This is a genomic window from Marinomonas sp. KMM3893 (genome assembly GCF_004352855.1).
Lineage (GTDB): Bacteria > Pseudomonadota > Gammaproteobacteria > Pseudomonadales > Marinomonadaceae > Marinomonas > Marinomonas arenicola.
The window spans coordinates 106,202-133,171 of sequence record NZ_SJSC01000007.1 but is presented as its reverse complement, the minus strand read 5'-3'; the positions used below and the strand labels follow the sequence as shown (position 1 = coordinate 133,171).

Here is a 26,970-nt window from a genome sequence, read left to right as displayed (position 1 = left end):
CAGAGCCCTTTAACTTATGACAAAATTTACTTATCCAACATCTACTTTTAAAGGGCTCTGACCCCTTTAAAATAAGTAGTGGAGAGATAATTGATATGAGTCGTTTTTGGACAGATAAAATCGCTTCTCTTGACCCTTATGTGCCAGGTGAGCAACCGCAAGACAAAAAGTACATCAAGCTAAATACCAACGAAAGCCCTTACGCGCCATCTCCTAAAGCCTTAGTAGCCATGCAAGAGCAAGTAAGTGAGCGTTTACGTCTTTATCCTGATCCAAACTGTGTGACACTAAAAACAGCATTGGCTAAAAGTTACCAACTAAACACAGACCAAGTGTTTGTCGGCAACGGTTCAGATGAAGTACTGGCCTTGGCTTTTATGGGCTATTTTGCGGGCGGCAAACCGTTAGCCTTTGCTGATATTACCTACAGCTTTTATAAAGTGTACGCAGGCTTGTACAGCATCGAGCCTAAGCTGATTCCATTGGACGATGATTTTAATATTGTACCGACGGATTACGAGAATCTAGACGTATCCGGTGTGGTCGTAACCAACCCGAATGCGCCTACGGGTAAAGCTTTGCCGCTATCGGATATTGAAGCGATTCTAAATGCGAATCCAGATGTGGTTGTGCTGGTGGACGAAGCCTACGTGGACTTCGGCGCACAAAGTGCGGTGACACTGGTGAACCAGTACCCGAACTTATTGGTGGTACAGACGTTATCGAAATCCCGCGCCTTGGCCGGAATTCGAGTGGGCTATGCATTGGGGCACTCAGACTTGATCGAAGGGCTAGAGCGTTTGAAGAACTCCTTCAACTCCTACCCAATCGACCGTATTGCTTTAGCAGGCGCAACCGCAGCGGTAGAAGACGAAACCTACCTAAAAGAAATCTGCGACAAAACCATCGCCACACGCGAGCAGTCTGTGAAAGAGCTAGAAGCGCTTGGCTTTAGTGTCTTGCCATCGGCGACCAACTTCGTCTTCGCAACACACCCAAAGAAAAACGCCGAACAAATTTACCTCGCTTTAAAAGAGCAGGGCATCCTAGTTCGCTTCTTTGGTAGCAACAAACCACGCATCGGCAACTACCTACGCATCACCATAGGTACAGACGCTGAAATGGCCGCATTAGCCACGGCATTGAAAGCCCTGCTTTCATAAGTATTTGGGCCGTGAACAAAGACAAACCGCTGACCTCAGCGGTTTTTTGTTTTAAGGGTTCTATCACAACGGAGCAGGCTTGATACAAGACGGAAGATGGTTTTATTGGTTTTGTAAGTTCCATTGAACCACTTTGTTTTCCCGGCCTTTATTCCGCTCTGCTGAGCGTGTAACTTTTGTCCTGAGCCACAAAAGTAACCAAAAGGGCTCTTTAAGATCTTTAGCGTATCGTTTCCGTGGCACATAAAAACGTTTGTATGTCGATCGTTTAAGGAAGGTGTTTAGCGCTTTATTAGATTGAAATACATCATCAAACACTGCCTCAGAAACATTCTCAAGTCGCGCAACTTGGTTGCATCGAACGGATTTTCTTAGAGGCTAAACATTTTATAAATACATCGGGTGATTACCGCGAAAGACATTCCAAGACAGGCATACGAAAAAGCCAGTAACCACGGTGCTTAGCGCTCTTTTCGGTTTATTTTTCAGACTTCTTCTATACTTAATTTTTGTTTTCTCAAGGAAGAGGAGCGGGATTATGCCAATGCCCAGAAGTCAGCAAGTATGCTTAGACGATACCCCTTATTATCACTGCGTGGCCCGATGCGTTCGTCGTGCTTTTTTGTGCGGTGAGGATCCATTTACAGGTGCGAGCTACGAACATAGACGCAGTTGGGTCGAGCGCCGTTTGCTGTTCCTCACCAGTATCTTTTCGATCGATGTGTGTGCCTATGCGGTGATGAGTAACCATCTTCATGTTGTGCTGCATATCGATTCAGAGACTGTGAAAAACTGGTCTGTCGTGGAGGTGTTAGAACGCTGGCATAAGCTTCATAAAGGCACGACCTTTACTCAGCAATACCTGCTTGGCGGCACGCTTCCAGCTTATGTCATTACGCTCGCAGAAGCGGCGGCAGAAACCTACCGAGCACGCTTAACAGACATTAGCTGGTTTATGAAAGAGCTTAACGAGCCGATTGCACGGCGAGCCAATCTAGAAGACGAATGCACCGGCCATTTCTGGGAAGGACGCTTTAAATCCCAGGCTTTATTGGACGAAGCGGCGCTGATCGCTTGCATGGCCTATGTGGATCTAAATCCAGTCAGGTCGGGTATTAGTGACACTCCAGAAAGCTCCGATTTCACCAGCATCAAGAAGCGCGTGCTTGCCGTGAAAGAAAACAGCCAGCCCAAGACGCTGCATCCTTTTGTCGGTCATCCACGAAAAGACATGCCCAACGGTTTACCTTTTAAACTGGCGGATTATTTAGAGCTGGTCGATATGACAGGGCGCATAGTGAAAGAGGGCAAAAAAGGCTCGATTGATGCCTCCTTACTTCCCATTCTACAGCGATTGCATATTTCATCTGACAATTGGATGTGTATTGCAACCGAGTTCGAAGCCAGAACAGGAAGAGTCGTCGGGCAGGCATCGTCCATTGACCAGTACTGCGAATCGCACCATCGCAGACGCAATCGAAAAAGCGCTCAGCGACTCGCCTGAGCTGAATTGCGGATTAAATTATTGCTTATCAGTGTATTTCTGAGTCGTTCTCATGAGCCAAAAAGCGGTAAAAGCCGTAAAAATCTTCAATAAAGAATATTGAGCTATTGAGTTTCGATTCCTGCTTATTATCGTTTATACCTTATTCATTAGTAACGACTAGATTGGCTGCCACTTTTTGATTAAATTATCCAAAGCTCTGTTTTTATTAGTTTTAATAAGTGCCTGGCTAGTTTTATAAGCTTGCTTATAGTCAATGATTTGGTGATAAGGCTGGATAAGCTTTTGGTCGTTTTTTTCGTATGGTGCATTATGGTTTTACGATCATGCATTTTATTAGAGACTCCTTATGATTACTTGCCACGAATACGATTATGTTGAGATCGTTTGCTTATTCCATTACCCGATTAGGTTAACGATGGCCTCAGGGGGATGGATAGAGGGTGTTGCGTTGGATACGGCGCGCAATGAAAACCGTGCCGAGTGTATAAAAATACAGACGGATAATGGGGTTCAGTTGGTGGTACTCGCGGCGTTGGTTAAGCTTGCGATAACCATAGATAACCCACACTTTACGGAAGTGAGTTTTCAGTCGTGATCTTAGGGCATTCTCACTAGGTGGTGAGGCGGATTGCCTGTGTTTAATCCAACAAGAGAAGTATGCATGTCTTTTATAGCGAGTACTCCCAAGCCGCCTTACTATGCGGTGATTTTCACTTCGATACGCACCGAAGGGGAAAATGGTTATGGTGAAATGGCGATGCGAATGGTCGAGCTCGCGCAGCAGCAGCCGGGCTTTTTAGGGGTTGAATCAGCGCGGGAAGAAGTAGGAATAACCGTCTCTTACTGGGCAGATTTAGCGTCTATTAAGCGCTGGAAAGCGAATGCAGAGCATTTGGCCGCGCAAAAAAACGGTCGTGAATCTTGGTATGCGTCGTTTAAAGTGCGCATCTCAAAGGTAGAGCGGGATTACGGTTGCTAGCAAGCTTGTTTGAACGCGGTAAAAGGGCGCGCTAAACACTGCTTTCAATAAGCCAATAATACCCATAGCCCGCAACAAGCGCAGGTGCGGTCGAGTAGAGGGTTGCAAGTAGTGCCGCTTTTGGGGCCAAGGCAATGGCAGGGAATAGGGCGTCACCATCGTTACTAATGGCGTTGGCAAGTTGCGCGGAAAGTGGAATCGCTCCTTGTAAGTACAAGCCAGTCACCATGATCTGCGGGCCACACCCTGGTAGTAGACCAATCATGGCTGCGAAGAAGACAGACGCGCTGCCCCATTCTTGTAGTGACTGCAGCATACCATCTCCGAAATAGCGCAACACCACTTCAAAAACGACAAAGGCGACCACCACCCAGCTGGTGACAAATTGAGTGTCTTGGGCGACTTTTCGAATCCAGTGCTTTGGCAATGGGTTATCATTTTCTTTGGCGAGTTCTGAGTAGCGATCTGTTTTTGCGCTTAATGCCCAAAGCAAAAGGCAGATAAAGCCTGCCACGCTGCCAAATAATTCAATGGATTGCTCTGGTAATCTCAGGAGGGTATTCGCATCGTATTGCATGGCAATCAATAGGGCGACCGCACTGGCTGGTAGAATGAGCAGACACCAAAAGGCCACGCTTAAGCGACTCACCCAAAGCTCAAATGGATTCGGCTCAGGCGTTGTATTTGGCGACCATGCTGAGCCTGTTTGCTTGCATTCTAATGCTGGCGCAGGCAGAAACGCATTGGTGATTAAGCCTGAAACAATACCAACCACTATGCTGATAGGGAGCACTATGGCAGCGTCTTCTGGTCTTTGGCTAATCAGTAGAAAAGCCGCATCGCCCATGGTGCTGGTCAGTACCGCGACCACGGCACCGAAGCCGATTTTACCTTGCGTGTATTGGGTGATAATGACAATCGCACCACCACATCCTGGTAACACTCCCATTAGGCCTGCGAAAAAGACTTCACGATAGGGTTTTTGTTGCATCCAACCTTGTAGTCGAGAAGAGTCAAAGTGGTGACTGAGCCCGTAATACAGGGCCAAGGTAAAGGCCACAAACGCTGAGACTTGCAAGAAGGCCTCGGCCAACACCGAAGTTACCAAGCTTTGACCTTCTGGTATGAGCCAAAGCACGCACAACAGCAACGGAAGTATCATGCGTTTGTTGGCAAACGCACTGTGCACAAAGTAATAATGTTTTGTTAAGACTGCGGCGCTCATCATAGGCATAATAGGATTGGTCTATTTTTGATAATGATTATCATAACCAATAAAGCCTGTTCTAGAAAGTAGATCCTAGTCAGGTATAGCGTCTTTTCTTTTGGGTATTCGCGCTATATTCCTGCTATATCTCCCATAGTAGGATTGACGGACAGTAGCCACTGGTGAAGAATGGAGTATTTATTGAGTGAAAAGTAGGCATCGTTGTGCCCCCGCATAGGAAGCGAATCAAATATGACCGTCAAAATGGAGAACCGCACTCTAGAAGATAAGATCTTGCTTGCCATTACGGCGACAGCGACCTTGGTTCTATCGCCTTTTCTGATCATGAGTATGATGGCTGGGGATACAGCGCATATAGCGGTTGATTTTGCTGCGGTAGGCGGTATTTTTGCCATTTTTTTAGGCGTTTGGTTTACCAGCAATGTGCCACTTTTTAGCGCCATTTTTGCCATTCTTGCGCAAGTCACTATCTTAATCGGTATTTATATAAAAGGTGTGGCGTTAATTTATTGGTTATTTCCTATCATAATCGCTAGCTTTTACTTACTGCCGACTCTGATTGCTGGTGTGTTTAACTTTCTATTGATCACAATAGGCTGTCTCTTAATTTATGAGCAGTTTGACAGCTTTACCCTGCCTCGTTTGGTCGCGGCCTTTATCGTGACCAATATATTTGCGCTAATCTTTTCGGTTTTTATGCAAAATAAAAACCGTCAACTATTGGAAAAAGACCAAATCAACCAACATCACAATACGATTCTCGAGTTGATTGCCAGCTCCAGCACGTTATCCAAGGTGCTTTCCTCCATAGTAAAAGCCATTGAAAACGAATTTCCTGACGCCAGATGTGGCATTTTATTGCTTGATAAAACCGGCAAACGCTTAACCTTAGGGGCAGCGCCGAGCTTGCCAGAGGCTTATCATAACGCGATAAAAGAGTTGGAGATTCGCCCTGATGCAGGTTATGCCGCCGCGACAGGCGCTCGCGTTATTATCGAAGACATAGCGGCTCATTCTGATTGGCCCACTTTGCAAAAGGCGGCGAAGTCGGCGCAATTAGCATCGTGTTGGTCTGAGCCTATATTAGGCAATCAGGGTAATGTGCTGGGCAGCTTCGATATTTTTTATCGTAAACAGCTCACCCCCAAAGCCTCTGAATTTAAATTGATTGAGCAGTTTGTCAATCTTGCTCGTATTGCCATTGAACGAGAAAAAGCAGATAGAATAATTTGGCGGCAAGCCAATTACGACAACTTAACCGGTTTGCCTAACCGCAACCTGCTTCAAGAGCACCTGGCTGCGTCAATCAATGCCGCCCAGCGAGAGAAGAGGCAGCTGGCCATCACTATGTTGGATCTTGATAAGTTTAAACATGTGAATGACACCCTAGGTCATGGTGCTGGCGACAGTGTGTTGGTCGAGTGTTCGAAACGTATTCAAGCGTGCATTAGAAAGAGTGATATCGCTGCGCGCTTAGGTGGAGACGAATTTATCATTGTGTTTTCTGGCACCGCGCCGACTGAAATAGACATGATTGGCAATACCTTACTGCAGGCCCTTGCGGAGCCTTATGTGATCCAAGGGGAAAGCGTGTATTGCACGGCGAGTATCGGCATTGCGTTTTACCCTGATGATGGCGTGAGCATTGATGGTTTGCTTAAAAGTGCCGACCAAGCCATGTATCAGGCAAAAACAGAAGGTCGTAATAGCGTCTATTATTTTTCTGAAGATACCCCATCCAAAGCCTTATAGCGCCTGTTTGTGGCAATACTTGAAAGCTGCCAACTCGCAGTGTTTTGTGCTTCCCTGCTAGGCTTAAGACGCGCTTTTTTCTATGATTCCTAGCGCAATCGACTTATCGTTTTTTCGATCGCGTTAACATTTCTACAACATGGAATTACCCTTGTTTGATTCTTATCTGGCTGCGATCTGACTACAATGGTTTTCCTATCAATACCTTAAGGAAACACCATGGCTGAGCGAGAAGTGGTTTATGTAAAAGCAAATAACGCGGGCAGTACTGCAGGTATCCTTGCTTGTGTGTTTGCTGCGTTGGGCATTTTAATGCTGAGTGTTGTGTTTGTTCCGCTGGCGGCCTTGATTGCTATTTTCGGCCTACTGGGTGCCCTTTTACAGATGAATATATCTGGCATTGGCCTCAACCTTTTTGCGTTTGTGCTTGTTGCTGTGGGTATCGTCACCTCGCCTGTTTTGATTGGCTTTATGTTAATGGTTGGTGGAATGCTTCATCTGACGCCTTAGTAAATAGGTAAGTGTTCAGCGCACAGAAATGCGTTTTTGAGAGCCAAATATAGCGCTTGGCTTTTATGAATGGCAGGAATAAAGTGATGATCTAGTTGCGGAATAAAGGCGCCTTTTACAGTGTCTTTTGTTTCCTTTTCCTATCGCCAATAGATCTCAAAGGAATGACTATGCTTGCCTTAAAAATCCCTCCTCTTGTTATTTTTCTTGTTGTTGCGGTCATCATGCTTGCCTTATCTGGTTTCCATTTTGAGGCTTCTGGTTGGTCATTGGTATTGAGTTATGCCATTTGGCTGCTTGCCGCTGTCATTGCTGTTTCTGCGGTTCTGTCGTTTACCCAATCAAAGACAACGGTGAACCCTCATAAGCCCAACAAGGCTAATGTCTTGGTGGTGTCTGGGGTGTTTCAATACTCGCGTAATCCCATGTATTTGTCGTTGGCTATGATCTTAGTTGGCGGTGCATTTTGGTTGAATACGCTGTGGGTGGTTTTGCCCATTGTTGGTTTTGTCGTGTATTTATCGTATTTTCAGATCAAGCCAGAAGAGGCTGCGTTAACGGAAAAATTCGGAGAAGAGTATCAGAACTATTGCGCCAGAGTGCGTCGTTGGCTTTGACGGTCCCCTTTGGATTTTCCACTGTTTGGTTGATGGTATGAAGGTTGGCAATTTAGATTAAAAATGTCACGCCCGTTGTTTTTGATTTTTTTGCACCTAACAAGGGAGTAGGCAAGACAAAATTTGTTGGCGTTGTTTGTCGTTCATTTGATTCGCCAACCTTTAATTTGACAACATGTATACGCGCAGCGGAGGCACTATGAAAGGTCATTTATACAAATTTACTATCGAACATCTTGAGGATCCTAAAGGCAATGCAGTGGAAGCCAGCCCATTAGAGTTTGAAACCCGTAATCACGATGATATTTTTAAAATCGTTGAGACGATGAAAGGAAAGATCGATCTAGATGAGAGCGATGCCAGGGAGTTAGCACTTGGTATTAAGCTGTTTGGGGAAGTGATGCTGAGAAACTCAAAACATGAACTTTTTCAAGAGTTTAGACCGTATTTTTCCGAGTTTATGAAATCTCTGAAAAAATCTTAACGGTTTAATTCAAACGATTTTATCGAATAATGTCATCCAATAGCACCTCATACTAATCGCTTTTAGTGAGGTGCTATGTCTAAAAAGTCGTCTCTTAAGCGCTAGTTCTTTTTCCCATAAGCGGCATCAAGGTTGGATTTGAACGTTTGCGTAATCTGAATAAAACTTTCAATTTGATCAGGCTCTAGTTCTGATGCCATTGCGCTAAACACTTCGTTTTCCACCTTGTTAAACTCTTCTATTAACGCTTCTCCGCTGGCCGCTAAGATGAGTAATTGGCTGCGTTTGTCCTTCTCATTGTCTTTCTTGATGAGCAATTCTTGGTTCACCAACTCTTTAATCAAACGGTTCACTTGTGCCTTATCTCTGCCCATAAAATCCGCCAGTTTTTGACCTGTGCATTGTTCGATTTTAGAGACCGCTTTTAATGACTTTAAATGCATTGGAGACAAGTTCATATCTAATGATTTTAACTGTTGAATCATGGTGTTACGAACAGTGTGTATTAAGCTAAAAAGCGCTTCATTTAAGTTCACAAAAGCTCCACGTGGGTTAAAGGTTTTAGTTGATTTTATCATCTATTTTGGTAGGATATATGACGTTATCAACTCTATTTTATTGGCCTTAATCATGCAACCAAAATGCCAGACAAGCGTTTTGCATGTAAAAGACTTATGACTGCGTAGAACGTCAGTTGTTCAGTAAAAAAATGATTACTTTTTAAGGTTAATGAAGTCATGTCAGATTGGAAGCAAAACTTGCAGAAAACGCGTTATGTTATGGACGTTCTGCTGATTGTGAGTTTTATGATAATTTCAGCACCGCAATCGACAGGCATTCCATTGCATGAGTGGGGAAGCTTATTGTTTGTGGTGCCTTTTGCGATTCATTTACTGCTGCATTGGGATTGGATCAAAAAAAGCGCACGGCGTTTTTTATTGCGCTCGACCTTTAAAGAGCGCTTTAGCACCATTCTGAATTACCTCTTATACATCATGATGCTGTTGGTTTTTGTGAGCGGATTTTTAGTGTCTGTGTCGTTATTGCCTGCGCTTCATATCACGATCTCCATACAAGATTTTTGGTCTAAGGTTCATAACGAATTTGCGTCTTTGATCATGCCTGTTATTGGTGTTCATTTAGCGTTGCATTGGCGTTGGATCGTTAATCTGACGAAGAAAATGTCCGCCAAAGGCGTGGCGTTATGAAATATTTAAGCTATCACTGGAAGTCGCGTTTTACGATTATTTTGCTTGTCTCTCTTGCAGTGGTTGGTTTATTGGCGATGTTGGATCTGACCAGCTGGGCTGAGCAGATTAATCAGCAAGGTTACACACATGGCGGGGATGGAGAAGGCAAGCCTAACATTCCGGCTGTCTTGATGTATGTCTTACCCTTTGTCAAAGAGTTGGTGCTGATTGGCGTACCTATGCTTTTGGCTCTGTTAGTAATGACGCTGTCGGCTGCTGTCAAACGCAAGCTGCCTAAACGAAAAAACTAATCGATCTTTTTGCTCTGCAAACTTTAATCAGTCCTGTGGTCTTTGCACTCACTGGCTATTATTTAGCCGTTTCCCCCTTGAATATTGCCATGCTTAGTGTGCTATTGTTCGATAAGCTTCACACGAAGCGGATACAAAACAGTGCAACAGCCGATAGGTTATCGGCTTAGTAAGCTTAGTTCTTATGGAGGGGAGGTTTTATGATGAAAGTAATCAAGGTAGCTTCGTTAGGCGTTGTGGCGCTATTGTCTTCTTTTGCCGCCAATGCCGCAGACAGTTTATTGCGATATGAAAGCCATTATTCGGTGCAAGAAACCGCAGATCGTTTTGCGTCTATTGCACAAAGTAAAGGCTTGAATGTGTTTGCTCGAATTGACCATCAAAAAAACGCGGAAGGCGCGGGGTTGTCCCTAAGGCCGACTCAAGTGATTCTGTTTGGTAACCCAAAAGTGGGCACGCCCTTGATGAAGTGTGCCCAAGATGTGGCCATCGACCTGCCTCAAAAAGCGCTTATTAGCGAAGACGCCAATCAAAAAGTTTGGTTGTCTTTTAATAACCCAGAGTACCTTAAAGAGCGCCACCATATTCAAGGTTGTGACGCTGTTATTAAGAAAATCTCAGGGGTGCTGAACAAGTTAGGGTCAGCTGCCACCGCCAAATAAGCCTTTATTAATTCGCTGACGGCTCACCAAATTGCAAATCCGCTAGGCGTTTGTACAAGGCGCATGTTTCGAGTAATTCGGAATGAGTGCCTTGGGCAATTATTTCCCCTTGATCCAACACAATAATACGGTCAGCGTTTAATACTGTGGCCAAGCGATGGGCAATCACCAAGGTGGTTCGTCCTATCATAAGCTGTTCAAGTGCGGCCTGTACCATGTGCTCACTTTGCGCATCCAGCGCACTGGTTGCTTCGTCAAGCAACAAGATAGGGGCGTCTTTTAGAATGGCGCGAGCAATGGCAATGCGCTGTCTTTGGCCGCCCGATAAGCGCACACCATCTTCCCCTAATCGCGTCTCATAGGCTTTATCCAAACGTTGAATAAACTCGTGAGCATTGGATTGCTTCGCCGCACTTTGAATGGCGTCCTCACTGGCATCGCGGTTCGCATAACCTAGGTTGTCTGTCACGCTTTGATCAAACAACGCGGTTTCTTGAGGGACTAACGCCAGCTGTTGACGCCAAGCACCAAGGTCGAAGGTTTTGATATCTTGCCCAGAAAAACGAACTTGCCCTTGCTGCGGATCATAGAACCTTAATAGCAACTCAAAGAGGGTGGATTTACCCGCGCCAGAAGGGCCGACAAGGGCGACGGTTTCGCCTTGTTGTATTGAGAAATTGAGGTGTTTTAAGACCGCTGTCGTTGGTCGTGTTGGGTAGCGAAAAGTCACATCCTGTAACGCCAACAAAGGCGTTGTTTGTGCCTCTGGGCTGTTGTTAACGCCCACTGTATTTTGTGATTCAGGCATACTTTTCGATTCTGGCACCGTAGGGACTGGTTGCTGTCCACCGACAATGACGCTGCGCTCATTGAGCAACTCCATAATGCGTTCTGTGGCGCCTGCTGCCCGTTGCAGTTCGCCCATGACTTCAGATAACGCCGTCACCGCACCAGCGACAACAATCGAATAAAACAAAAAGCTAGCCAGATCTCCCGCGCTAATGGCGCCAGAAATGACATCTTTACCACCAAACCAGAGCATGATGCCAATGCCGCCCATCGACAGCAAAATGGCCATTAGAGCCAGCCAAGAACGCTGTAGTATGCGCTTCACGCTGACAGCAAACGCTTGCTCAACCGCCGCAGAAAAACGTTGTTCATCGTGTTTTTCATGGGTAAACGCCTGCACGACTTTAATATGACGCAGAGCTTGAGACAGGTAACGTCCTACATTGGCGATTTCGTCTTGGCTATAGCGAGATAGACGACGTACTCGGCGGCCAAAATACAACACAGGTATCACCACAAAAGGCACGCAAACCAATAGGATCAAGGTCAGCTTAAAATGCATAACGAGTAGGAAAATAATACCGCCGACCAACATTAAGCTGCTGCGTAAGGCGATCGACAACGAAGAGCCAATAACGCTTTGTAATAAGGTGGTGTCTGAGGTGATGCGCGATTGAATTTCACTCGGTGAATTGTCTTCAAAAAAAGACGGAGAGAGCGTGAGTAAGTGGGCAAAGATCGCTTTTCGTATGTCCGCAACGACCCGCTCACCTAGCCAAGAGACGAGAAAAAATCGGCAAAAGCTGCCAACGCCTAGTAAGATGACTAGCCCCATAAATATCCACAGGGCTTTGGTTAAATCCGCTTCTGAGCCTGAGGCTAATCCTCTATCAATTAAAAACTGCACGCCTTTACCCAGGCTCAGCATGGCTCCCGCGGTGATGACTAACGCGATTAAGGCGTATATCACCTGAAGGCGGTAGGGGCGTAGAAAAGGTAAAAATGCGTTTAAGCCAGGCTTATCTTTGTCGCTGTTCAAGGTAGTCACCTTATGGTGAGGGTCTTGATCCCTAGATGCTGGTTTTTCTTGGTTGATATCGAGTTGGGTCAAAAGTAATGTCCATATGGTGAAAACGACGAATGATGCTTACTATAGCGGAACTTGGTGCTGGAAATGGATAAATAATGTGCTATCTAACGATGGCGTTTCTCTTTGGCTAAGGCGTTATTTTCGGTTTGGTTTTGTCATCTTGGGCCCTGGCTTTGTTATTTCAGGTTATGGTATTTAGACTGGCGTTCACTTTGTTGATCTTGGTAGCTAATGCGGTGAATCTCGTCATTGCGTTTTCTTTTGCATTGCCGATTAACGGCGGTGTTGTCTCACGTGTTTTTTTAAGGTGTTGAATGCTATGCCTGAGTTAAAAACAGTCGGTCTTTTTATGGTGACCGCACTGGCTGAAATTATTGGTTGTTACCTTCCTTATCTGTGGTTACGAGAAGGTAAATCGATATGGTTATTGCTGCCTGCCGCGCTGAGTTTAATCGCATTTGCGTGGTTGCTTACCCTGCATCCTTCTGCTGCTGGGCGAGTGTATGCTGCGTATGGTGGTGTGTATATTTTTACCGCGATATTGTGGCTCTGGGCGGTGGATGGCATTCGTCCTACCGCATGGGATTTGGTTGGTTCGGGAGTGGCACTGGTGGGCATGGCCATTATCATGTTTGCACCGCGCGGGGTGTCGTAACGTCAAAAGCCACGCTGTTTGGCAGACAAAAGACAGCCTAACATTGACCTTTATGGCAGGTGATACAAACGTGTTTTTATATATTATGATGTGATTCACATGAAATGGCAGTGCTTTAGAGAAAGTAGCTGTGCTTCATCTGACCCTAAGCGATTGTATTATCGCGTTCATTATCACGAGGTTGTAGTTATGTTCAGTCATGTAATGCTCGGTACGAATGACATTGAAAAGTCGAAAGTTTTCTATGATGCCATCTTAGGTGTGTTGGGGTTTGAGCCTGCGGTTGTTGACGAGTCTAACCAGCGTTTCTTTTACTTTAGTGAAAGCGGTGCGTTTGCCATTACTAAGCCCATTAATGGGGAAGCGGCCACGTACGGAAATGGCTCGACGATAGGCTTTAAAGCAACGACTCCAGAATTAGTCGATGCATGGCATGCTGCTGGTGTTGCAGCGGGTGGTGAAGCCTGTGAATCAGCGCCAGGAATAAGAGAAAATGGCACTAGAAAGCTGTATTTAGCGTATTTACGTGATCCATCAGGTAATAAAATCTGCGCTACGTGTTTTTTGTCTAACCAGTAGTTCTAATTGTCTTCTTTGTTTAAAGTGGCGGGTGCTATTTCGTGACCCGCCATTTTAAATGCCAAAATTACTGAGCAGATTTTTCGAAGCACATGGTAAGTTCTGTTGTGGCTTTATTATCTGTGGTGTATTCAGATGCATAAACCATGGTCCAACCATCGTAAGCTTTTAATTCTTCATTGGTGTCAGAATCACCTGTTTCAACCGTCACACAGCGCATCATTTTTTCTGGTGTCGTGGCATCAAAATCACGGATTTGACTGGTTACATTGGCGCCAGAACATGCGGTTAATAATAGTGCGGAAGAAGCGATGAATAGTGCTTTATACATTTTTATCTCCTTGAAAAAGTTAAGCTTTTTGAATGTAAAGGAGAGTACTTAAAGAGGCAAGAGGGATTTGTCTAAAGTGGTCAATAAAGGCAAAAAAGAGAACGTTTTTTGTTTTTTTAGACAGACATTAAGTTGGCGATTGAATTCATGGCTGTTCTATAACCGCCGCGCTTTAATAAAGTGGTGCCATTTACCAATGGCTTTATGGTGACTGCTTACGAGTCGTCAAAATAGGTAAATGCACGGTATCTTTGGGCTTGCTGGTTAACCTTCTTAATCACTCAGTTTATTGTGTTTAACGTATTCAATATATGGATATTTACGTGATGACATGTCGAGCAATTAAACGACTAAAACCTCCAATGACAGAGATTAGCCGTGATAACGTTGACACAGTTACTGTTGAAAGCCTGAAAACACAAAGAAGCAGATTTCTCTAGCGACTAAAAGCCGCGGCGCCACAGGGGATGGATTTGTTCCTTGAAAGCACCTTGTTGCTGCCCTGTAAGGTGCTTTTGGGTTTGTATTAATACGCTTTATCCTCCTGTTCTAACATGAATTATTTTCTTTCGAATCGGTCTAGCTTTTCACTTGTTGCGTTTCGCCTAGACGAACGACGAGAAAATGCACAATACGTCTTTCTTTTATGGAAAAGCCTCAGTAGTATTCATTCCCCCTGCTATAAAATAAAACACGACACTGAAACGAATTAAATAATAATGGTGCGGGTTTATAGCGGATTACCTTAAACAAAAGTCTCAAACAAACAGTAGCTGTTAATAAAATAATCATGAACTCAAAACCTAATAATACTCATCTAAATGGTGATGCTGATGGTCAGTCCGATCCGCATCGCAGATTGAATAAAAACGATGCCAAAACATTAAGCTTATCGGCGCTCGGTGGCGCGCTCGAGTTTTATGATTTTGTTATTTTTGTCTATTTTGCCAATGTCGTTGGTAGTTTGTTCTTTCCAACCGACATGCCAGAGTGGCTTCGCCAAGTACAAACCTACGGGATTTTCGCTGCGGGTTATTTAGCGCGTCCTTTGGGTGGCATTATCATGGCGCACTTTGGCGATATTCTTGGTCGTAAACGTATGTTTATGATGAGTATCTTGCTGATGGCTATTCCAACGTTTGCCATTGGTTTAATGCCAACTTATGAAACCATTGGCATTGCCGCGCCGCTGTTATTACTTTTCTTCCGTGTGTTACAAGGTGCAGCGATTGGTGGTGAAGCGCCTGGAGCTTGGGTATTTGTTACTGAGCACGTCTCCAAACGTCATGTTGGTTTAGCGTGTGGCATTCTGTCTGCAGGATTGGTTGCTGGTATTTTGATTGGCTCTTTGATTGCAACAGGTATGCATACGGTTTACACAGCGGATGAGATTTCTGATTACGCTTGGCGTTTTCCTTTCTTGTTGGGTGGTGTGTTCGGCTTTATCGCAATGTACTTGCGTCGCTGGTTACAAGAAACGCCAATCTTCAAAGAAATGCAGGAAAGCCAAGAATTGGCGGTTGAGTTGCCAATTAAAACCGTGCTGAAAAACCATGCGCCTTCAGTGGCTGTGTCTATGGCGGTAACTTGGGTGCTGACAGCAGCGGTGGTTGTAACCGTATTGATGACGCCATCTTTGTTGCAAAAGCTGATTCATCTGGACGCAAAACTGTCTTTAGAAGCCAACAGCTTAGCAATTATTTTTGTGGTGATTGGCTCTGTGGTTTGTGGTGCTTTGGCAGACCGTTTTGGTAATGGTCCTATCATGATTATTTTCAGTATTGGCTTGGCCATCAGTTACTGGGTTTTCTATAGCACCATGCTGCATGACACAACGTACTTGTTCCCATTGTATGCCTTAGTCGGCTTCTTCACTGGACTGGTAGGGGTTGTGCCGGCGATTGCGGTGAAGAGCTTCCCAGCGGCGATCCGTTTTTCAGGCTTGTCGTTCTCTTACAATGTGGCGTATGCCATTTTTGGTGGAACAACGCCAATGGTGGTTAGCTTGATGTTACGTGAAGACCCACTTTCACCTGCTTATTACGTCGCCTTTGTATGTGGTGTCGGCGTTTTGGCTGGTTTGGCTGTGATGCGTTTTCGTCAACGCTTGGATTTGATTACCGTTCCTGCGTGATGAATCCCTAGACACAATGCGTTTATAAGGCCCTGCTGTGAAGCGGGGCTTTTTTTGTCTGAATAAAGAGGGCAAAATACGCGTTTACTGAAGTTTGTGAAGTTTGAGGTTTGTGTAAAGCTCATACTCTGTTTTTGATATCTGATTGGGTATTTGTTACTTTGTAACACCTTGTGTTGATTTTCATTACACAACTAACTTCTTTTAATTAATCACGTATCACCTATGACAAGCAGCACTCGACGTACTTTCATTCGACGTTTTTTATTGGCCTCTTGTGCCACTCTTTTGCCTGTTTCTGGGTTTGCAGAACAAGGCAACACTCTAGAAGAAATAGCCACATACCGCAAAGGGAGCAACGCGCACCTCACCCTGAAGTTGACTCATACGCCTCATTACAAGGTCTTCACGTTAAAGAATCCTGAACGCTTAGTGGTGGATCTGCCGCAAACAAAAAATGCCTATGCTGTTAAATCGCTCCACAAATTAGGGCTTTTTAAAGATGTGCGTTGGGCCATTCACCATGGGGATACTTTGCGCCTGGTGTTTGATTTAGAAAAGCACATTGCCTTTAACTCCACCTCGGTTCGTCGTGGTGCGCGTCATAATGAACTGATAATAACGCTGACAGATTCTGTTGTGGTGCAACATAAAGTGGCCACAAGGCAGCCCGAAAAGCGTGACATTATTGTTGTTGTGGACCCAGGTCACGGCGGCAAAGACCCAGGAGCAACGGGCAAACACGGTACCCATGAAAAAGACGTGGTATTGGCCATTGGGCGTATGCTGCGCGAAAAGTTAAACCGCACGCAAGGCTTTAAAGTCATTATGACGCGGGACAAAGATGTGTTTATTCCATTGCGTGATAGGGTCAATATCGCGCATAAACATAAGGCGGATATTTTTGTTTCTGTGCATGCCGATGCCTGTGAAGACCGTTCGGTACGAGGTTCTTCTGTGTATATCTTGTCTAATAAAGGCGCGACGAGCGTGATGGCGCGACGCTTGGCGCATAGAGAGAATAATTCGGATCTAATTGGTGGCGTATCGTTAAATACCAAAGACAATATGCTGGCTAAGGTATTGCTCGATTTATCTCAAACAGGCACCTTACAAGCCAGTACGGATCTGGCGAACACTGTGATTAGCAATCTTGCTAAAACAGAAAAAGTGCTGCATAAACGGGTTGAAAGGGCGGCTTTTGCGGTTCTTAAGTCACCGGATATTCCGTCTGCCTTGGTGGAAACGGCGTTTATCTCTAACCCACACGAAGAGAAGAAACTTCGAACTAAGGCTTTCCAAAATAAGATTGCCAGCGCCCTGCATGAAGGCATTACGCATTATTGTTTACACAACATTCCAGAGCGTAACTTGATCGTAGGCTAGTTTTTTCTGGCCTTGCAAAACGACTGACATAAAAAAACCAACAGGCGGGCTGTTGGTTCTTTATGTTAAGTGATGTTCGTTGAATCGCTTGGGGTGAGTTTACCCTTTTGCTATTTCAGCCAATCTTTGTTTGATTTGTCTTTCTATGCCATCGGCATCTAAGCCAACGTGCCTTAGCATGGCGCTGTGGCTGGCGTGTTCTTCATATTGGTCCGGCAGGCCAATATGAAGGGTCGACATGGTAATGTTTTGAGACAAGTAAAACTCACTAACGGCGGATCCTGCGCCGCCCATGATGGCATTCTCTTCCACAGTGACCATTAGTTTCGCGTCTGCTTGCGCCAGCAAAGCTGCTTGATCTATTGGTTTGACGAAGCGCATATCCAGCAAGGTGGCATCTAAGTTTTGTGCCGCTTGTAGCGCGTCATAAGTGGGGCGACCAAAAGCGCAGATAACAATGCCAGATTCGCCGCTGTGTAAGGTGCGGGCCTTGCCAATTTCTAGTGTGCTAAGGGTAGGTTCTATGGTTACGCCACGTCCGGTTCCTCGAGGGTAGCGTACTGCGGCAGGGCCGTTATATTGATACCCGGTTTGCAGCATTTTACGGCATTCATCTTCATCAGATGGTGCCATGACGACCATATTTGGAATGCACCGCAAGTAGCTAAGGTCATAGACGCCGGCGTGAGTCGGACCGTCTTCACCGACGAGTCCAGCCCGATCGATGGCAAACAACACATCTAAATTCTGCAATGCAACATCGTGAATCAGCTGGTCATAGGCGCGTTGCAGAAAGGTCGAATAAATCGCCACAACGGGTTTTACCCCATCACAGGCCATGCCTGCCGCCAGAGTAACGGCGTGTTGTTCCGCGATGGCCACATCGAAATAACGCTGTGGAAAACGCTCAGCAAACTCAATGAGGTCAGAGCCTTCTTTCATTGCAGGGGTGATGGCGACAAGCTTGTTATCTTGCTCGGCCGCATCGCACACCCATTGACCAAAAACATTGCAATACTTCGGCAATTTAACTTTTGGGGACGTGGATGGGCTATCTGGTTCTGTCTTATTGATCGCATGGTAGCCGATCGGGTCACCCTCGGCAGGCTCAAAGCCTTTGCCTTTTTTGGTGATCACATGAAGAAATTGTGGGCCGGATCGATCTTTTAGGTTTGCGATCGTGGTCAATAAGTGGTCCATATCGTGACCATCAATAGGCCCAATATAATTAAAGCCGAGCTCTTCAAACAAGGTGCCAGGTGAAACCAGACCTTTCATGTGCTCTTCTGCTTTACGTGCCAGCTCCAACGCAGATGGCAAGCCAGAGAAAACTTTACGGCCGCCTTCACGAAGGTTTTCATAGGTTTTACTGGCCCACATGCGGGCAAAATAACTCGATAGCGCGCCAACGGGTTTTGAAATAGACATTTCATTGTCGTTGAGAATTACCAGCATATCGGCTTTTACATCGCCTGCGTGGTTTAACGCTTCGAATGCCATGCCGGCAGACATAGCGCCATCGCCAATCACGGCAACGGCTTTACGGCCTGTTTTTAATTGGCGAGCGGCTAGCGACATGCCCAGCGCGGCACCAATAGAGGTACTTGAATGGCCGACACCAAAGGTGTCGTATTCGCTTTCTTCTCGCTTTGGAAAACCAGAAATGCCGTTTTCTTGTCTTATGGTCAATAACGCATCGCGGCGACCGGTGAGAATTTTGTGAGGGTAAGCCTGATGGCCCACATCCCAAACAATACGGTCTTCAGGCGTGTTAAATAAATAATGTAGAGCGACGGTCAGTTCGACAACGCCTAGGCCTGCACCAAAATGTCCGCCAGTTTGACCAACGCTGAAAAGCATAAATTCGCGCAGTTCGCGTACTAGAAGAGGCAGTTGCTCTTTTTTCAATGCGCGCAAATCTGACGGCGCATTCACCTTATCTAATAGTGGCGTGTTGGGACGCGAGGTTGGGATTTCTTCGAACATGGGCACCAGTAAGGTCTCATAAATTAAAGCGAAATAATTAACGCGCTAGTATATCAGTGGTTGCGACCAATAATATAGTTTGCAAGCTCAACTAACGGCTGCGCGGCCTCTCCAAATGAGGAAATATCCTCAATTGCTTGATCATGCAGCTGTTTTGCCAAAGCGGTAGCGCCTTCGAGGCCAAGCAGTTTAGGGTAAGTTGGCTTGTTGGCCTCTTCATCCGAAAACTGTGTTTTTCCGAGTGTTTGCGTATCACTGGTGATATCAATGATGTCGTCTTGCACTTGAAAGGCCAACCCGATTGCTTTGGCGTACGCATCCAGTGCGGCTAACTGCTGGGCACTGGCTTGCTCGGTACTGAGCGCGCCCATGCGAACACTGGCACGAATCAGAGCACCGGTTTTATGGGCATGCATCTGTTCTAGTGTTTCAATGGAAATGGTTTGATCAACATTGGCAAGATCAATCATTTGGCCGGTAATCATGCCATGTCTACCGGAGGCGAGAGATAATTCACGAATCAGTTGAAGTTGTATCTTAGCATTGTTTAATGACGGTGCGCTGAGCAATTCAAACGCGAACGTCTGTAGAGCATCGCCGGCTAGGATCGCGGTTGCTTCGTCAAACTGAATATGGCAGGTGGGTTTTCCTCGGCGTAAGTCGTCGTCGTCCATCGCGGGCAAGTCATCGTGGATCAATGAATAGGCATGGATAGATTCAATGGCCGCCGCACTGGCATCGGTTAACGCATTAGGCTCGGCAAACAAGGCCGCGGTCGCGTACGTTAGCATGGGTCTAATGCGTTTTCCGCCATTAAATAAGCTATAAGACATCGCTTCTTGCAAATTTACCGCTGGCGGGTAAATATCTAATTGCTGCTTAAGAAAAGAGTCGACGCGTTGGCAAGCGTATTGAGAAAACTGGTCTAAATTCACGAAGCAGATTCCGGATCAAAGGGTTCTAAGTGTTCGCCATCTTGCTTATCGAGCAATATTTGAACCTTTTGCTCAGCTTGAGTGAGTACGGATTGGCAATCCTGACTAATTTTAACCCCTTTTTCAAAGGCCTTTAAGGCTTCTTCGAGTGGTAACTGATTAGATTCTAATTGAGCCACTATGCTGTCTAGCTCGTTTAGGTTTTCTTCGAAATGACGGACGCTGTTTTTACGAGGCATGATTAATTCTCTTGGGTATCACGATAATTTGTAACAGAAAATGATAAATTCTTCGAGTATCAGCTCTGTAGAAATTACAAAAATACTGATCAAAGATCTGATCCTTTTTATATTCTTTCGTTTAGAATTAGTTAAACTGTGTTTATTATAGCTTTTTTGGTAGGAGACGTGTGTGGATATCGCAACGTTAATTGGGTTGGTCGGCTCTTTTGTCATTGTTTTAATGGCTATTCTGTTAGGCGGCTCAGCAGGGATGTTTTTAGACCCCGCCTCTGTGTTGATTGTATTGATTGGTTCCACTTTTGTTGTGCTTATTCAATATCCTCTCGGGCAGTTTCTTGGCGCAGGTAAAGTTGCCGCAAAAGCCTTCATGTTCAAAAGCACACCGTTAGACACGTTAATCGATGAAATCTACGGTTTGGCCGATGAAGCGCGTAAAGGTGGATTGCTTTCTCTTGAAGGCAAAGAAGTGAGTCATCCGTTTTTGTCTAAAGGCATTCAGATGCTGGTGGACGGGCATGACGGTTCTGTGGTGAAAAGTCAGCTTTCTAATGATATGAATATGGCGTTTGCTCGTCATGATGCAGGTGCGAAAGTCTTTAAGGCATTTGGCGACGTTGGGCCAGCCATGGGGATGATTGGGACCTTGGTGGGGTTGGTGCAAATGTTGGCCAACATGGATGACCCTAAGGCCATTGGACCTGCCATGGCGGTTGCCTTGCTGACGACTTTGTACGGTGCGGCATTAGCCAATATGGTGTGTTTGCCGATCCAAGCAAAATTGCAGAACCGAGCCAATGAAGAATTAATGTGTCAAAAATTGATTCTAGAAGCTTTACTGGCGATTCAAGCAGGGCAAAACCCTCGTGTAGTAGATGGTGTGTTGAAAACCTATATTGCCGAAGGTAAGCGGATTGAACGTGAATAACTTTTTAGCTGTAGTCGGGTTATTGGATGAGTGATGAAGAAGAACAAGACTGCCCTGAATGTATAGAGGGGCTGCCGGCCTACATGGGAACCTTTGCCGACTTGATGTCGTTGCTGATGTGTTTCTTTGTATTGCTGCTGTCATTCGCAGAAATGGATGTCTTAAAGTTCAAGCAATTGGCCGGATCAATGCGTGAAGCCTTTGGTGTGCAAAAAGAGATTGAAGCGGAAAGTATTCCGATGGGAACCTCTATTATTGCCCAAGAGTTTAGTCCGGGGCGGCCGGAACCGACGCCAATAAATGAAGTTCGCCAAAAGGCGGACGACAAGCCTGATCATACGTTAGAAGTGTTGTGTAAGCCTGGGACGGCGGAGATGAACGAACATGATGGCGCAGGACAGCCTTCTCAAGAAGTTTTTGTGGATAAGTCAAAAGCGGATTTAGAGCGCGAAAAGAAAATTCAGCAAACCGAAGACGATGCTCGTCAAATAGCCTCGGTGATGAGTGAAGAAATCTCCAAAGGAACGGTCGAAGTTGAAACCCAAGAGCAAACCATCACCATACGTCTAAAAGACAAAGGCACGTTTGAGTCAGGCTCCGCTGAGCTAAATTATGACTTTATTCCTGTGATTGATATGGTGCGGGATTTGTTGGTGGGTGTGAAAGGCTCTATTTCTGTTGAAGGGCATACGGATAACGTGCCCATTGACAGTCGACGCTTTAAATCGAATTGGCAGCTGTCTTCCGCTCGAGCTATCTCTGTTGCCGAAGAGCTGTTTGCTTCCGGCAAGTTAAATCAGAATCGTTTTGCGGTAACGGGTTTTGCCGATACGCGCCCTTTGGTGCCAAATGATAGTCCGGCCAACAGGGCGACCAACCGCCGAGTGGAAATTGTGATTAAACAAAATGATTTAGCGCGTCCACAAGTGCCGAAAAGTAACGCAAACAACAATACCGTTGAGGTGGATAAGTCGAGCCTTGATGACAAGCGCTTTAATTTAGCGCCGGGTGAGATTTTTTAACAACAGGACTCGTTTCTCGATGAGAGAATAAAAAAAGAGCGCCAGCATAGGGCGCTCTTTTTTTTGCTTTGCCATTGTTCATCGGCTAACAAGCCGATTTGAGCACTGGGTTACTCTTCGCTGGCAATCTCATAAATGGCGTTACCAAGGGCTTGAATTTGTGACTGCGTGATTATGTAGGGAGGCATCAAATAGATCAGTTTGCCAAAGGGGCGCACCCAAACCCCTCGTTCTACGAATTTGGGTTGAATTTGGTGTTGATCGACGGCGGATTTTAGCTCGACAACGCCGATGGCGCCAAAACATCTGACATCAGCAACCTTTGCAAGGCTGGCGCAGGGCGCGAGGGCTTCTGTCATCCAGCGTTCAATCTGACCGATACGTGCTTCAATGTCATAACTGGCGAGCAGCGATAGGCTGGCGTTAGCCGCGGCACAAGCGAGTGGGTTCCCCATAAAAGTAGGACCATGCATAAATACGCCCCCTTTATCGCTGATGCCGAGGGCGACCTTGTCTGTGGTTAAGGTCGCGGCTAGCGTGATATAGCCGCCAGTTAAGGCTTTACCAACGCACATGATATCTGGGCAAATATTGGTGTGATTCGTGGCAAACAACTTGCCGGTGCGACCGAATCCAGTGGCGATTTCATCAAAAATAAGCAAGATGTCGAACTCATCACATAAGTCGCGAAGTCGGTTTAAATACTCGGGGTTGTAAAACCGCATCCCGCCGGCGTTTTGCACCACGGGTTCGATAATAAAACCTGCGATGGTTTGGTGCTTTTCTATGAATAATTGACGAATTTCGTCGATATACTCTTCTTTTACCGGATTATTGATGCCAATGGGCGGGGGCGACACAAAGCACTGCTCAGTGACCGCGCCATTAAACAGATTGTGCATTCCATTTTCTGGATCACACACGGACATGGCGGCAAAAGTATCACCGTGGTAGCCACTTTTGGGGGTGGCAAAATACTGCTTAGTTGGCTTGCCTTGGGAGTGCCAGTATTGAATCGCCATTTTGAGTGCGACTTCAACGGAAACGGACCCTGAATCTGAAAAGAACACTCTTTGTAGTGGCTCAGGCGTCATGTTGACGAGCTTATTGGCTAAGTCGATGGCGGGTTTGTGGGTAAAGCCGCCAAACATCACATGAGAGAAATCATCGATTTGTGACTTAAGGGCTTGGTTGATGCTTGGGTGGTTGTATCCATGAATCACACTCCACCATGAGGACATACCATCGATGAGTGTTGCTCCGCTCGCGAGCGTGATTTCGCACTCAGAAGCGTGTTCGACTAGGTAATGTGGGGTAGGGGCACTCATCGAAGTATAAGGGTGCCAGAGCCGTTGTTTGTCGAGTTCGATGTACTCTTGTGATGTCAGTGAGTCTTGCATAGTGGAAACCATTTTGTAGTTTAAGCTCGCGCATACTAAACAATGGTGACTCCGCTTGCCAGCGTGGTTTTATTACTGGTTTTTTCTGGCGTTCTGGCGATAACCCAAACATCGACCTGTTTCGCGCCTGCTTTTTTTAACAGCTTCACGCAGGTTTCTAGGGTGTTGCCACTGGTCATGACGTCGTCAAAAAGGGCGACATGGTCTTCTATTTCACCTGTTACTTGATATACACCTTGTTGATTTTCTGAACGTTTTTTCTTACTTAGCGTGTGTTGCGCTTGGGTATGCAGAGCTTTTTTAATAGGGCTCTTTTTAGTGTGCTTTGGCGTTTTCTCTTTTAATTGCAGCAGGAGTATTTTGTACAATTCAGCCACCATAAGTTGGGTTTGGCAAAAGCCGCGCTCTTTGATTCGTGTTGGATGACTTGGCACAAAAATGATTTGGCTAGGCCAGTTATCCACAGAGTCATAGTGTTCGATGAGTGTCTCGCTGAGTACTTGTATTAAGGGGCGAATATAATGTGCCTGTTGCTGGAATTTAATCGCGTGGATGAGGTGCTGTGTGAGGCCTTCGAACCGCAAAGGAGCAAGGCAGTTGTGGTAGAGCGGGGGAGAAACTTGGCATTGGCCGCAAATAGAACTCAAAGTTCCTTGGCTTGGGCGTTTGCATAATGGGCAGGCAAACGCGTTACGATTGAAGCCAGCTTCACAGTAAGAACAGAGAGGTTTTCGGCTCGGAGCATGGCATAAATAACATTGCTCGATAAACAATCTGTTGTAAACCTTGATAATATTTATGGTTGACAGTTTTCCATGGTTCATTAGTATTGCCATCCTTGACACTTATTTTTGAGGGTACTATGTCTGCTACTAACACCAATGAGCCGCGTTACGATTGGACGCATGCTGAAATTCAAGCGCTTTTTGATTTGCCTTTTACGGATCTCCTGTTCCGTGCACAGACAGTACACCGTGAGAATTTTGCGCCCAATGAAGTACAGGTTAGTACCCTTCTTTCCATTAAGACAGGTGCTTGCCCTGAAGACTGTAAATACTGTCCTCAAAGTGGGCATTACAACACCGAGCTAGAAAAAGAAAAGCTCATGGAAGTACAGAAGGTGTTGGAAGAAGCGGCATTGGCCAAAGAAAAGGGCGCTAGCCGTTTTTGCATGGGCGCGGCGTGGAAGCATCCTTCAGAAAAAGATTTTCCTTACGTATTAGAAATGATCAAGGGCGTAAAGTCGCTTGGACTAGAGTCTTGCGTCACGCTCGGCACATTAAACGATGAGCAAGCGAAGCGCCTGTCTGAAGCAGGTTTGGATTATTACAATCATAACCTAGACACCTCTGCTGAATTTTATGACAGCATTATCACAACGCGTACTTATCAAGACCGCTTAGACACTTTGTCACGAGTGCGAGGTTCTGGTATTAAATTATGCTGTGGTGGCATCATGGGCATGGGCGAAGAGCAAAAAGACCGTGTTGGTTTGATTCGCCAATTAGCGTTAATGACGCCGCATCCTGAAAGTGTGCCAATTAACATGCTGGTCAAAGTGGCTGGTACGCCATTGGAAAACGTCGATGACCTTGATGAATTCGACTTTATTCGTTCTATTGCCGTGGCGCGTATTGTTATGCCGAAATCTCATGTTCGTCTATCAGCAGGCCGTCAAGGCATGAGTGAGCAAACACAAGCCCTGTGCTTCTTAGCCGGTGCCAACTCGATTTTCTACGGCGAAAAACTGCTTACGACCAGTAACCCAGAAGCGAACAAAGATATGATGTTGTTTGCCAAATTGGGCATTAAACCTGAGCAACGTGAAGAGCATTCAGACGCTGCCGTGGTAGACGCCATTGCTGCGCAAGTGGTTAAGCAAGAAGAGTCCAAACTCTTTTACGAAGCCAATGCCTAATACGCCCCCTTGGGTGGAGGCGGCGCTGAATGAGCGCCGCCAACAATCCTTACTACGTCAAACGGTGACCCTAGAAGGGCCGCAAACGCCTAATGCGACCTTTGCTAACCATCAATATAAAGCCTTTTGCTCCAATGATTATCTTGGACTAGCCAATCACCCTGAGTTGATCCGTAGCCTTCATGAGTCTGCCCAGCAGTACGGAGTGGGCGGCGGCTCATCGCATCTTGTTTGTGGTCATTTAGCGCCTCATCAAGCGTTGGAAGAAGCGCTTGCTGACTGGTTGGGCTATGAGCGAGTGATGCTTTTTAGCACCGGTTATATGGCGAATTTAGGGGTGATTTCTGCCTTGGCTGCGAAAGATCGTCCCGTCGCGCAAGATAAGCTCAACCATGCTTCCTTGCTAGATGGTGCCGTTTTAGCGCAAGCGCCATTACGCCGTTATTTGCATGGGGATGTGGCAAGTGCAGAGAAGTTACTCAGCAAGCTGGCAACACCGGGTTTGTTGGTCACGGATGGCATTTTTAGTATGGACGGTGATTTGGCTCCCTTGGCCGAATTGTCTAAGTTGGCGGCTAGGCGTGACTGGTTATTGATGGTTGATGACGCGCATGGTTTAGGTTGTATTGGTGAGCAAGGGCGCGGCAGCCTGGCTTTAGAAAATTTGGACGCTGAGTCATTGCCTATTTTAGTGGGCACTTTTGGTAAAGCCTTTGGCACTTCTGGAGCCTTTGTTGCGATCAGCCATGCGATGGCCGATTATTTAACGCAATTTGCTCGTCCTTATGTGTATACCACGGCCATGTCACCGGCCATTGCTGGGGCGACGCTCACGGCGCTTAAGCTGATTCAATCTGCTGAAGGGCAAGCGCGGCGCGAGAAATTAGCGCAGCATATTGCGTATTTTCGTCACCGTCTCTCTCAACTTCCTGTTAAGCTGATGGCATCAAACACCGCTATTCAGCCTATTGTCATTGGAGAAAGCAGCACTGCCATCAAGGTGAGTGATGCGTTAAAATCTCTTGGTATCTGGTGTACGGCTATTCGTCCGCCCACAGTGCCTGTCGGTAGCGCTCGTTTGCGTATCACTTTGAGTGCGTCTCATACAGACGACGATTTGGTTTTTCTGTGTGATTCACTAGAGTGTGTTTTAACGTCATTGCAGTAGAGGGAAA

The 26,970-nt window shown here is 46.0% G+C and carries 28 protein-coding genes; 19 read left to right on the top strand and 9 right to left on the bottom strand.

What is annotated here, in order from left to right:
- Positions 1 to 95 precede the first annotated feature (95 nt).
- From hisC to E0D71_RS15440, 4 genes are all read left to right on the top strand, one after another.
- Positions 96 to 1,163, top strand: a complete 1,068-nt coding sequence (gene hisC, locus E0D71_RS15455) for a histidinol-phosphate transaminase (RefSeq protein ID WP_133004206.1) — start codon at positions 96 to 98, stop codon at positions 1,161 to 1,163.
- A 538-nt stretch (positions 1,164 to 1,701) separates the two neighbouring features.
- Positions 1,702 to 2,667 (top strand): transposase, encoded by a 966-nt coding sequence (locus E0D71_RS15450; RefSeq protein ID WP_133004205.1) that lies wholly within the window; start codon positions 1,702 to 1,704, stop codon positions 2,665 to 2,667.
- 349 nt (positions 2,668 to 3,016) lie between these two features.
- Complete coding sequence (locus E0D71_RS15445; RefSeq protein ID WP_133004204.1) at positions 3,017 to 3,265, top strand: Rho-binding antiterminator; 249 nt, start codon at positions 3,017 to 3,019, stop codon at positions 3,263 to 3,265.
- 66 nt (positions 3,266 to 3,331) lie between these two features.
- Complete coding sequence (locus E0D71_RS15440) at positions 3,332 to 3,649, top strand: antibiotic biosynthesis monooxygenase (protein WP_133004203.1); 318 nt, start codon at positions 3,332 to 3,334, stop codon at positions 3,647 to 3,649.
- Between the two features lie 31 nt (positions 3,650 to 3,680).
- Here the strand turns inward: E0D71_RS15440 and E0D71_RS15435 are convergent, their stop codons facing one another.
- Entirely contained in the window at positions 3,681 to 4,883 is a 1,203-nt protein-coding gene (locus E0D71_RS15435; RefSeq protein ID WP_243712052.1) for a putative manganese transporter, read from the bottom strand.
- 225 nt (positions 4,884 to 5,108) lie between these two features.
- Here E0D71_RS15435 and E0D71_RS15430 point away from each other — a divergent pair, with 225 nt between their 5' ends.
- From E0D71_RS15430 to E0D71_RS15415, 4 genes are all read left to right on the top strand, one after another.
- Positions 5,109 to 6,629, top strand: coding sequence for a diguanylate cyclase (locus tag E0D71_RS15430; protein ID WP_133004202.1), 1,521 nt, complete (start codon positions 5,109 to 5,111; stop codon positions 6,627 to 6,629).
- A gap of 219 nt (positions 6,630 to 6,848) precedes the next feature.
- The gene (locus E0D71_RS15425) at positions 6,849 to 7,139 is read left to right on the top strand and encodes a hypothetical protein (RefSeq protein ID WP_133004201.1); all 291 of its coding nucleotides are present in this window, start codon (positions 6,849 to 6,851) and stop codon (positions 7,137 to 7,139) included.
- Positions 7,140 to 7,309: 170 nt separating this feature from the next.
- Positions 7,310 to 7,756, top strand: a complete 447-nt coding sequence (locus E0D71_RS15420; RefSeq protein ID WP_165943018.1) for an isoprenylcysteine carboxylmethyltransferase family protein — start codon at positions 7,310 to 7,312, stop codon at positions 7,754 to 7,756.
- A gap of 199 nt (positions 7,757 to 7,955) precedes the next feature.
- Positions 7,956 to 8,240 carry a DUF3861 domain-containing protein gene (locus E0D71_RS15415; protein ID WP_133004199.1) on the top strand — a complete coding sequence of 95 codons (285 nt, stop codon included), beginning with the start codon at positions 7,956 to 7,958 and terminating at the stop codon, positions 8,238 to 8,240.
- A 101-nt stretch (positions 8,241 to 8,341) separates the two neighbouring features.
- Here E0D71_RS15415 and E0D71_RS15410 read toward each other — a convergent pair whose 3' ends face one another.
- Positions 8,342 to 8,776 carry a MarR family transcriptional regulator gene (locus tag E0D71_RS15410; protein WP_165943017.1) on the bottom strand — a complete coding sequence of 145 codons (435 nt, stop codon included), beginning with the start codon at positions 8,774 to 8,776 and terminating at the stop codon, positions 8,342 to 8,344.
- Positions 8,777 to 8,977: 201 nt separating this feature from the next.
- Here E0D71_RS15410 and E0D71_RS15405 point away from each other — a divergent pair, with 201 nt between their 5' ends.
- The 3 genes from E0D71_RS15405 to E0D71_RS15395 all read left to right on the top strand — a co-directional run bounded on the left by E0D71_RS15405 (position 8,978) and on the right by E0D71_RS15395 (position 10,403).
- Positions 8,978 to 9,448, top strand: a complete 471-nt coding sequence (locus E0D71_RS15405) for a DUF4405 domain-containing protein (RefSeq protein WP_133004197.1) — start codon at positions 8,978 to 8,980, stop codon at positions 9,446 to 9,448.
- Positions 9,445 to 9,741 carry a hypothetical protein gene (locus E0D71_RS15400; RefSeq protein WP_133004196.1) on the top strand — a complete coding sequence of 99 codons (297 nt, stop codon included), beginning with the start codon at positions 9,445 to 9,447 and terminating at the stop codon, positions 9,739 to 9,741. The genes E0D71_RS15405 and E0D71_RS15400 overlap by 4 nt, the downstream gene beginning before the upstream one ends.
- A 200-nt stretch (positions 9,742 to 9,941) precedes the next feature.
- A complete protein-coding gene (locus E0D71_RS15395; RefSeq protein WP_243712051.1) occupies positions 9,942 to 10,403 on the top strand; it encodes a DUF302 domain-containing protein in 462 nt (153 codons plus the stop codon).
- A gap of 7 nt (positions 10,404 to 10,410) precedes the next feature.
- Here the strand turns inward: E0D71_RS15395 and E0D71_RS15390 are convergent, their stop codons facing one another.
- Positions 10,411 to 12,303: an ABC transporter transmembrane domain-containing protein gene (locus E0D71_RS15390; protein WP_243712050.1), complete on the bottom strand. Its 1,893-nt coding sequence runs from the start codon at positions 12,301 to 12,303 to the stop codon at positions 10,411 to 10,413.
- Between the two features lie 298 nt (positions 12,304 to 12,601).
- On the opposite strand from E0D71_RS15390, the gene E0D71_RS15385 reads away from it, so the two are divergent.
- Both E0D71_RS15385 and E0D71_RS15380 read left to right on the top strand, forming a co-directional pair.
- Entirely contained in the window at positions 12,602 to 12,937 is a 336-nt protein-coding gene (locus tag E0D71_RS15385; protein ID WP_133004195.1) for a YnfA family protein, read from the top strand.
- A gap of 189 nt (positions 12,938 to 13,126) precedes the next feature.
- The gene (locus tag E0D71_RS15380; RefSeq protein WP_133004194.1) at positions 13,127 to 13,516 is read left to right on the top strand and encodes a VOC family protein; all 390 of its coding nucleotides are present in this window, start codon (positions 13,127 to 13,129) and stop codon (positions 13,514 to 13,516) included.
- A gap of 67 nt (positions 13,517 to 13,583) precedes the next feature.
- Here the strand turns inward: E0D71_RS15380 and E0D71_RS15375 are convergent, their stop codons facing one another.
- Positions 13,584 to 13,847, bottom strand: a complete 264-nt coding sequence (locus E0D71_RS15375) for a hypothetical protein (protein WP_133004193.1) — start codon at positions 13,845 to 13,847, stop codon at positions 13,584 to 13,586.
- Positions 13,848 to 14,637: 790 nt separating this feature from the next.
- Here E0D71_RS15375 and E0D71_RS15370 point away from each other — a divergent pair.
- Both E0D71_RS15370 and E0D71_RS15365 read left to right on the top strand, forming a co-directional pair.
- Positions 14,638 to 15,981 carry an MFS transporter gene (locus E0D71_RS15370; RefSeq protein ID WP_133004192.1) on the top strand — a complete coding sequence of 448 codons (1,344 nt, stop codon included), beginning with the start codon at positions 14,638 to 14,640 and terminating at the stop codon, positions 15,979 to 15,981.
- Between the two features lie 225 nt (positions 15,982 to 16,206).
- Entirely contained in the window at positions 16,207 to 17,367 is a 1,161-nt protein-coding gene (locus tag E0D71_RS15365) for an N-acetylmuramoyl-L-alanine amidase (protein WP_133004191.1), read from the top strand.
- 99 nt (positions 17,368 to 17,466) lie between these two features.
- Here the strand turns inward: E0D71_RS15365 and dxs are convergent, their stop codons facing one another.
- From dxs to xseB, 3 genes are read right to left on the bottom strand one after another with little or no spacing between them, the layout of a single operon-like run.
- Positions 17,467 to 19,353 carry a 1-deoxy-D-xylulose-5-phosphate synthase gene (gene dxs, locus E0D71_RS15360; protein WP_133004190.1) on the bottom strand — a complete coding sequence of 629 codons (1,887 nt, stop codon included), beginning with the start codon at positions 19,351 to 19,353 and terminating at the stop codon, positions 17,467 to 17,469.
- A gap of 53 nt (positions 19,354 to 19,406) precedes the next feature.
- A complete protein-coding gene (gene ispA, locus E0D71_RS15355) occupies positions 19,407 to 20,288 on the bottom strand; it encodes a (2E,6E)-farnesyl diphosphate synthase (RefSeq protein WP_133004189.1) in 882 nt (293 codons plus the stop codon).
- The gene (gene xseB, locus E0D71_RS15350; protein ID WP_133004188.1) at positions 20,285 to 20,527 is read right to left on the bottom strand and encodes an exodeoxyribonuclease VII small subunit; all 243 of its coding nucleotides are present in this window, start codon (positions 20,525 to 20,527) and stop codon (positions 20,285 to 20,287) included. The genes ispA and xseB overlap by 4 nt, the downstream gene beginning before the upstream one ends.
- A gap of 172 nt (positions 20,528 to 20,699) precedes the next feature.
- Here xseB and pomA point away from each other — a divergent pair, with 172 nt between their 5' ends.
- Both pomA and E0D71_RS15340 read left to right on the top strand, forming a co-directional pair.
- Positions 20,700 to 21,455, top strand: a complete 756-nt coding sequence (gene pomA, locus E0D71_RS15345; protein WP_133004187.1) for a flagellar motor protein PomA — start codon at positions 20,700 to 20,702, stop codon at positions 21,453 to 21,455.
- Positions 21,456 to 21,481: 26 nt separating this feature from the next.
- The gene (locus tag E0D71_RS15340; RefSeq protein ID WP_133004186.1) at positions 21,482 to 22,477 is read left to right on the top strand and encodes a flagellar motor protein MotB; all 996 of its coding nucleotides are present in this window, start codon (positions 21,482 to 21,484) and stop codon (positions 22,475 to 22,477) included.
- Between the two features lie 110 nt (positions 22,478 to 22,587).
- On the opposite strand, the gene bioA is transcribed toward E0D71_RS15340, so the two are convergent.
- Entirely contained in the window at positions 22,588 to 23,877 is a 1,290-nt protein-coding gene (gene bioA / locus E0D71_RS15335; RefSeq protein WP_133004185.1) for an adenosylmethionine--8-amino-7-oxononanoate transaminase, read from the bottom strand.
- Between the two features lie 35 nt (positions 23,878 to 23,912).
- Entirely contained in the window at positions 23,913 to 24,701 is a 789-nt protein-coding gene (locus tag E0D71_RS15330) for a ComF family protein (protein ID WP_133004184.1), read from the bottom strand.
- Positions 24,702 to 24,739: 38 nt separating this feature from the next.
- Between E0D71_RS15330 and bioB the strand changes: the two genes are divergently transcribed.
- Both bioB and bioF read left to right on the top strand, forming a co-directional pair.
- Positions 24,740 to 25,795 (top strand): biotin synthase BioB, encoded by a 1,056-nt coding sequence (gene bioB, locus E0D71_RS15325; protein ID WP_133004183.1) that lies wholly within the window; start codon positions 24,740 to 24,742, stop codon positions 25,793 to 25,795.
- Positions 25,788 to 26,963, top strand: a complete 1,176-nt coding sequence (gene bioF / locus E0D71_RS15320) for an 8-amino-7-oxononanoate synthase (protein WP_133004182.1) — start codon at positions 25,788 to 25,790, stop codon at positions 26,961 to 26,963. Before bioB ends, bioF begins: the two co-directional genes overlap by 8 nt.
- Positions 26,964 to 26,970: the final 7 nt, after the last annotated feature.

What these genes read in the sequence shown, in the direction of transcription:
- E0D71_RS15405 (WP_133004197.1), top strand. Translation starts at nt 8,978, where the DNA reads ATGTCAGATTGGAAGCAAAACTTGCAGAAAACGCGTTATGTTATGGAC.
- E0D71_RS15395 (WP_243712051.1), top strand. Translation starts at nt 9,942, where the DNA reads ATGATGAAAGTAATCAAGGTAGCTTCGTTAGGCGTTGTGGCGCTATTG.
- bioF (WP_133004182.1), top strand. Translation starts at nt 25,788, where the DNA reads ATGCCTAATACGCCCCCTTGGGTGGAGGCGGCGCTGAATGAGCGCCGC.
- E0D71_RS15450 (WP_133004205.1), top strand. Translation starts at nt 1,702, where the DNA reads ATGCCAATGCCCAGAAGTCAGCAAGTATGCTTAGACGATACCCCTTAT.
- E0D71_RS15430 (WP_133004202.1), top strand. Translation starts at nt 5,109, where the DNA reads ATGACCGTCAAAATGGAGAACCGCACTCTAGAAGATAAGATCTTGCTT.
- E0D71_RS15440 (WP_133004203.1), top strand. Translation starts at nt 3,332, where the DNA reads ATGTCTTTTATAGCGAGTACTCCCAAGCCGCCTTACTATGCGGTGATT.
- E0D71_RS15370 (WP_133004192.1), top strand. Translation starts at nt 14,638, where the DNA reads ATGAACTCAAAACCTAATAATACTCATCTAAATGGTGATGCTGATGGT.
- E0D71_RS15385 (WP_133004195.1), top strand. Translation starts at nt 12,602, where the DNA reads ATGCCTGAGTTAAAAACAGTCGGTCTTTTTATGGTGACCGCACTGGCT.
- E0D71_RS15420 (WP_165943018.1), top strand. Translation starts at nt 7,310, where the DNA reads ATGCTTGCCTTAAAAATCCCTCCTCTTGTTATTTTTCTTGTTGTTGCG.
- bioB (WP_133004183.1), top strand. Translation starts at nt 24,740, where the DNA reads ATGTCTGCTACTAACACCAATGAGCCGCGTTACGATTGGACGCATGCT.
- E0D71_RS15425 (WP_133004201.1), top strand. Translation starts at nt 6,849, where the DNA reads ATGGCTGAGCGAGAAGTGGTTTATGTAAAAGCAAATAACGCGGGCAGT.
- bioA (WP_133004185.1), bottom strand. Translation starts at nt 23,877, where the DNA reads ATGCAAGACTCACTGACATCACAAGAGTACATCGAACTCGACAAACAA.
- E0D71_RS15400 (WP_133004196.1), top strand. Translation starts at nt 9,445, where the DNA reads ATGAAATATTTAAGCTATCACTGGAAGTCGCGTTTTACGATTATTTTG.
- E0D71_RS15375 (WP_133004193.1), bottom strand. Translation starts at nt 13,847, where the DNA reads ATGTATAAAGCACTATTCATCGCTTCTTCCGCACTATTATTAACCGCA.
- E0D71_RS15340 (WP_133004186.1), top strand. Translation starts at nt 21,482, where the DNA reads ATGAGTGATGAAGAAGAACAAGACTGCCCTGAATGTATAGAGGGGCTG.
- E0D71_RS15365 (WP_133004191.1), top strand. Translation starts at nt 16,207, where the DNA reads ATGACAAGCAGCACTCGACGTACTTTCATTCGACGTTTTTTATTGGCC.
- xseB (WP_133004188.1), bottom strand. Translation starts at nt 20,527, where the DNA reads ATGCCTCGTAAAAACAGCGTCCGTCATTTCGAAGAAAACCTAAACGAG.
- hisC (WP_133004206.1), top strand. Translation starts at nt 96, where the DNA reads ATGAGTCGTTTTTGGACAGATAAAATCGCTTCTCTTGACCCTTATGTG.
- E0D71_RS15330 (WP_133004184.1), bottom strand. Translation starts at nt 24,701, where the DNA reads ATGAACCATGGAAAACTGTCAACCATAAATATTATCAAGGTTTACAAC.
- dxs (WP_133004190.1), bottom strand. Translation starts at nt 19,353, where the DNA reads ATGTTCGAAGAAATCCCAACCTCGCGTCCCAACACGCCACTATTAGAT.
- E0D71_RS15435 (WP_243712052.1), bottom strand. Translation starts at nt 4,883, where the DNA reads ATGCCTATGATGAGCGCCGCAGTCTTAACAAAACATTATTACTTTGTG.
- E0D71_RS15445 (WP_133004204.1), top strand. Translation starts at nt 3,017, where the DNA reads ATGATTACTTGCCACGAATACGATTATGTTGAGATCGTTTGCTTATTC.
- E0D71_RS15415 (WP_133004199.1), top strand. Translation starts at nt 7,956, where the DNA reads ATGAAAGGTCATTTATACAAATTTACTATCGAACATCTTGAGGATCCT.
- E0D71_RS15380 (WP_133004194.1), top strand. Translation starts at nt 13,127, where the DNA reads ATGTTCAGTCATGTAATGCTCGGTACGAATGACATTGAAAAGTCGAAA.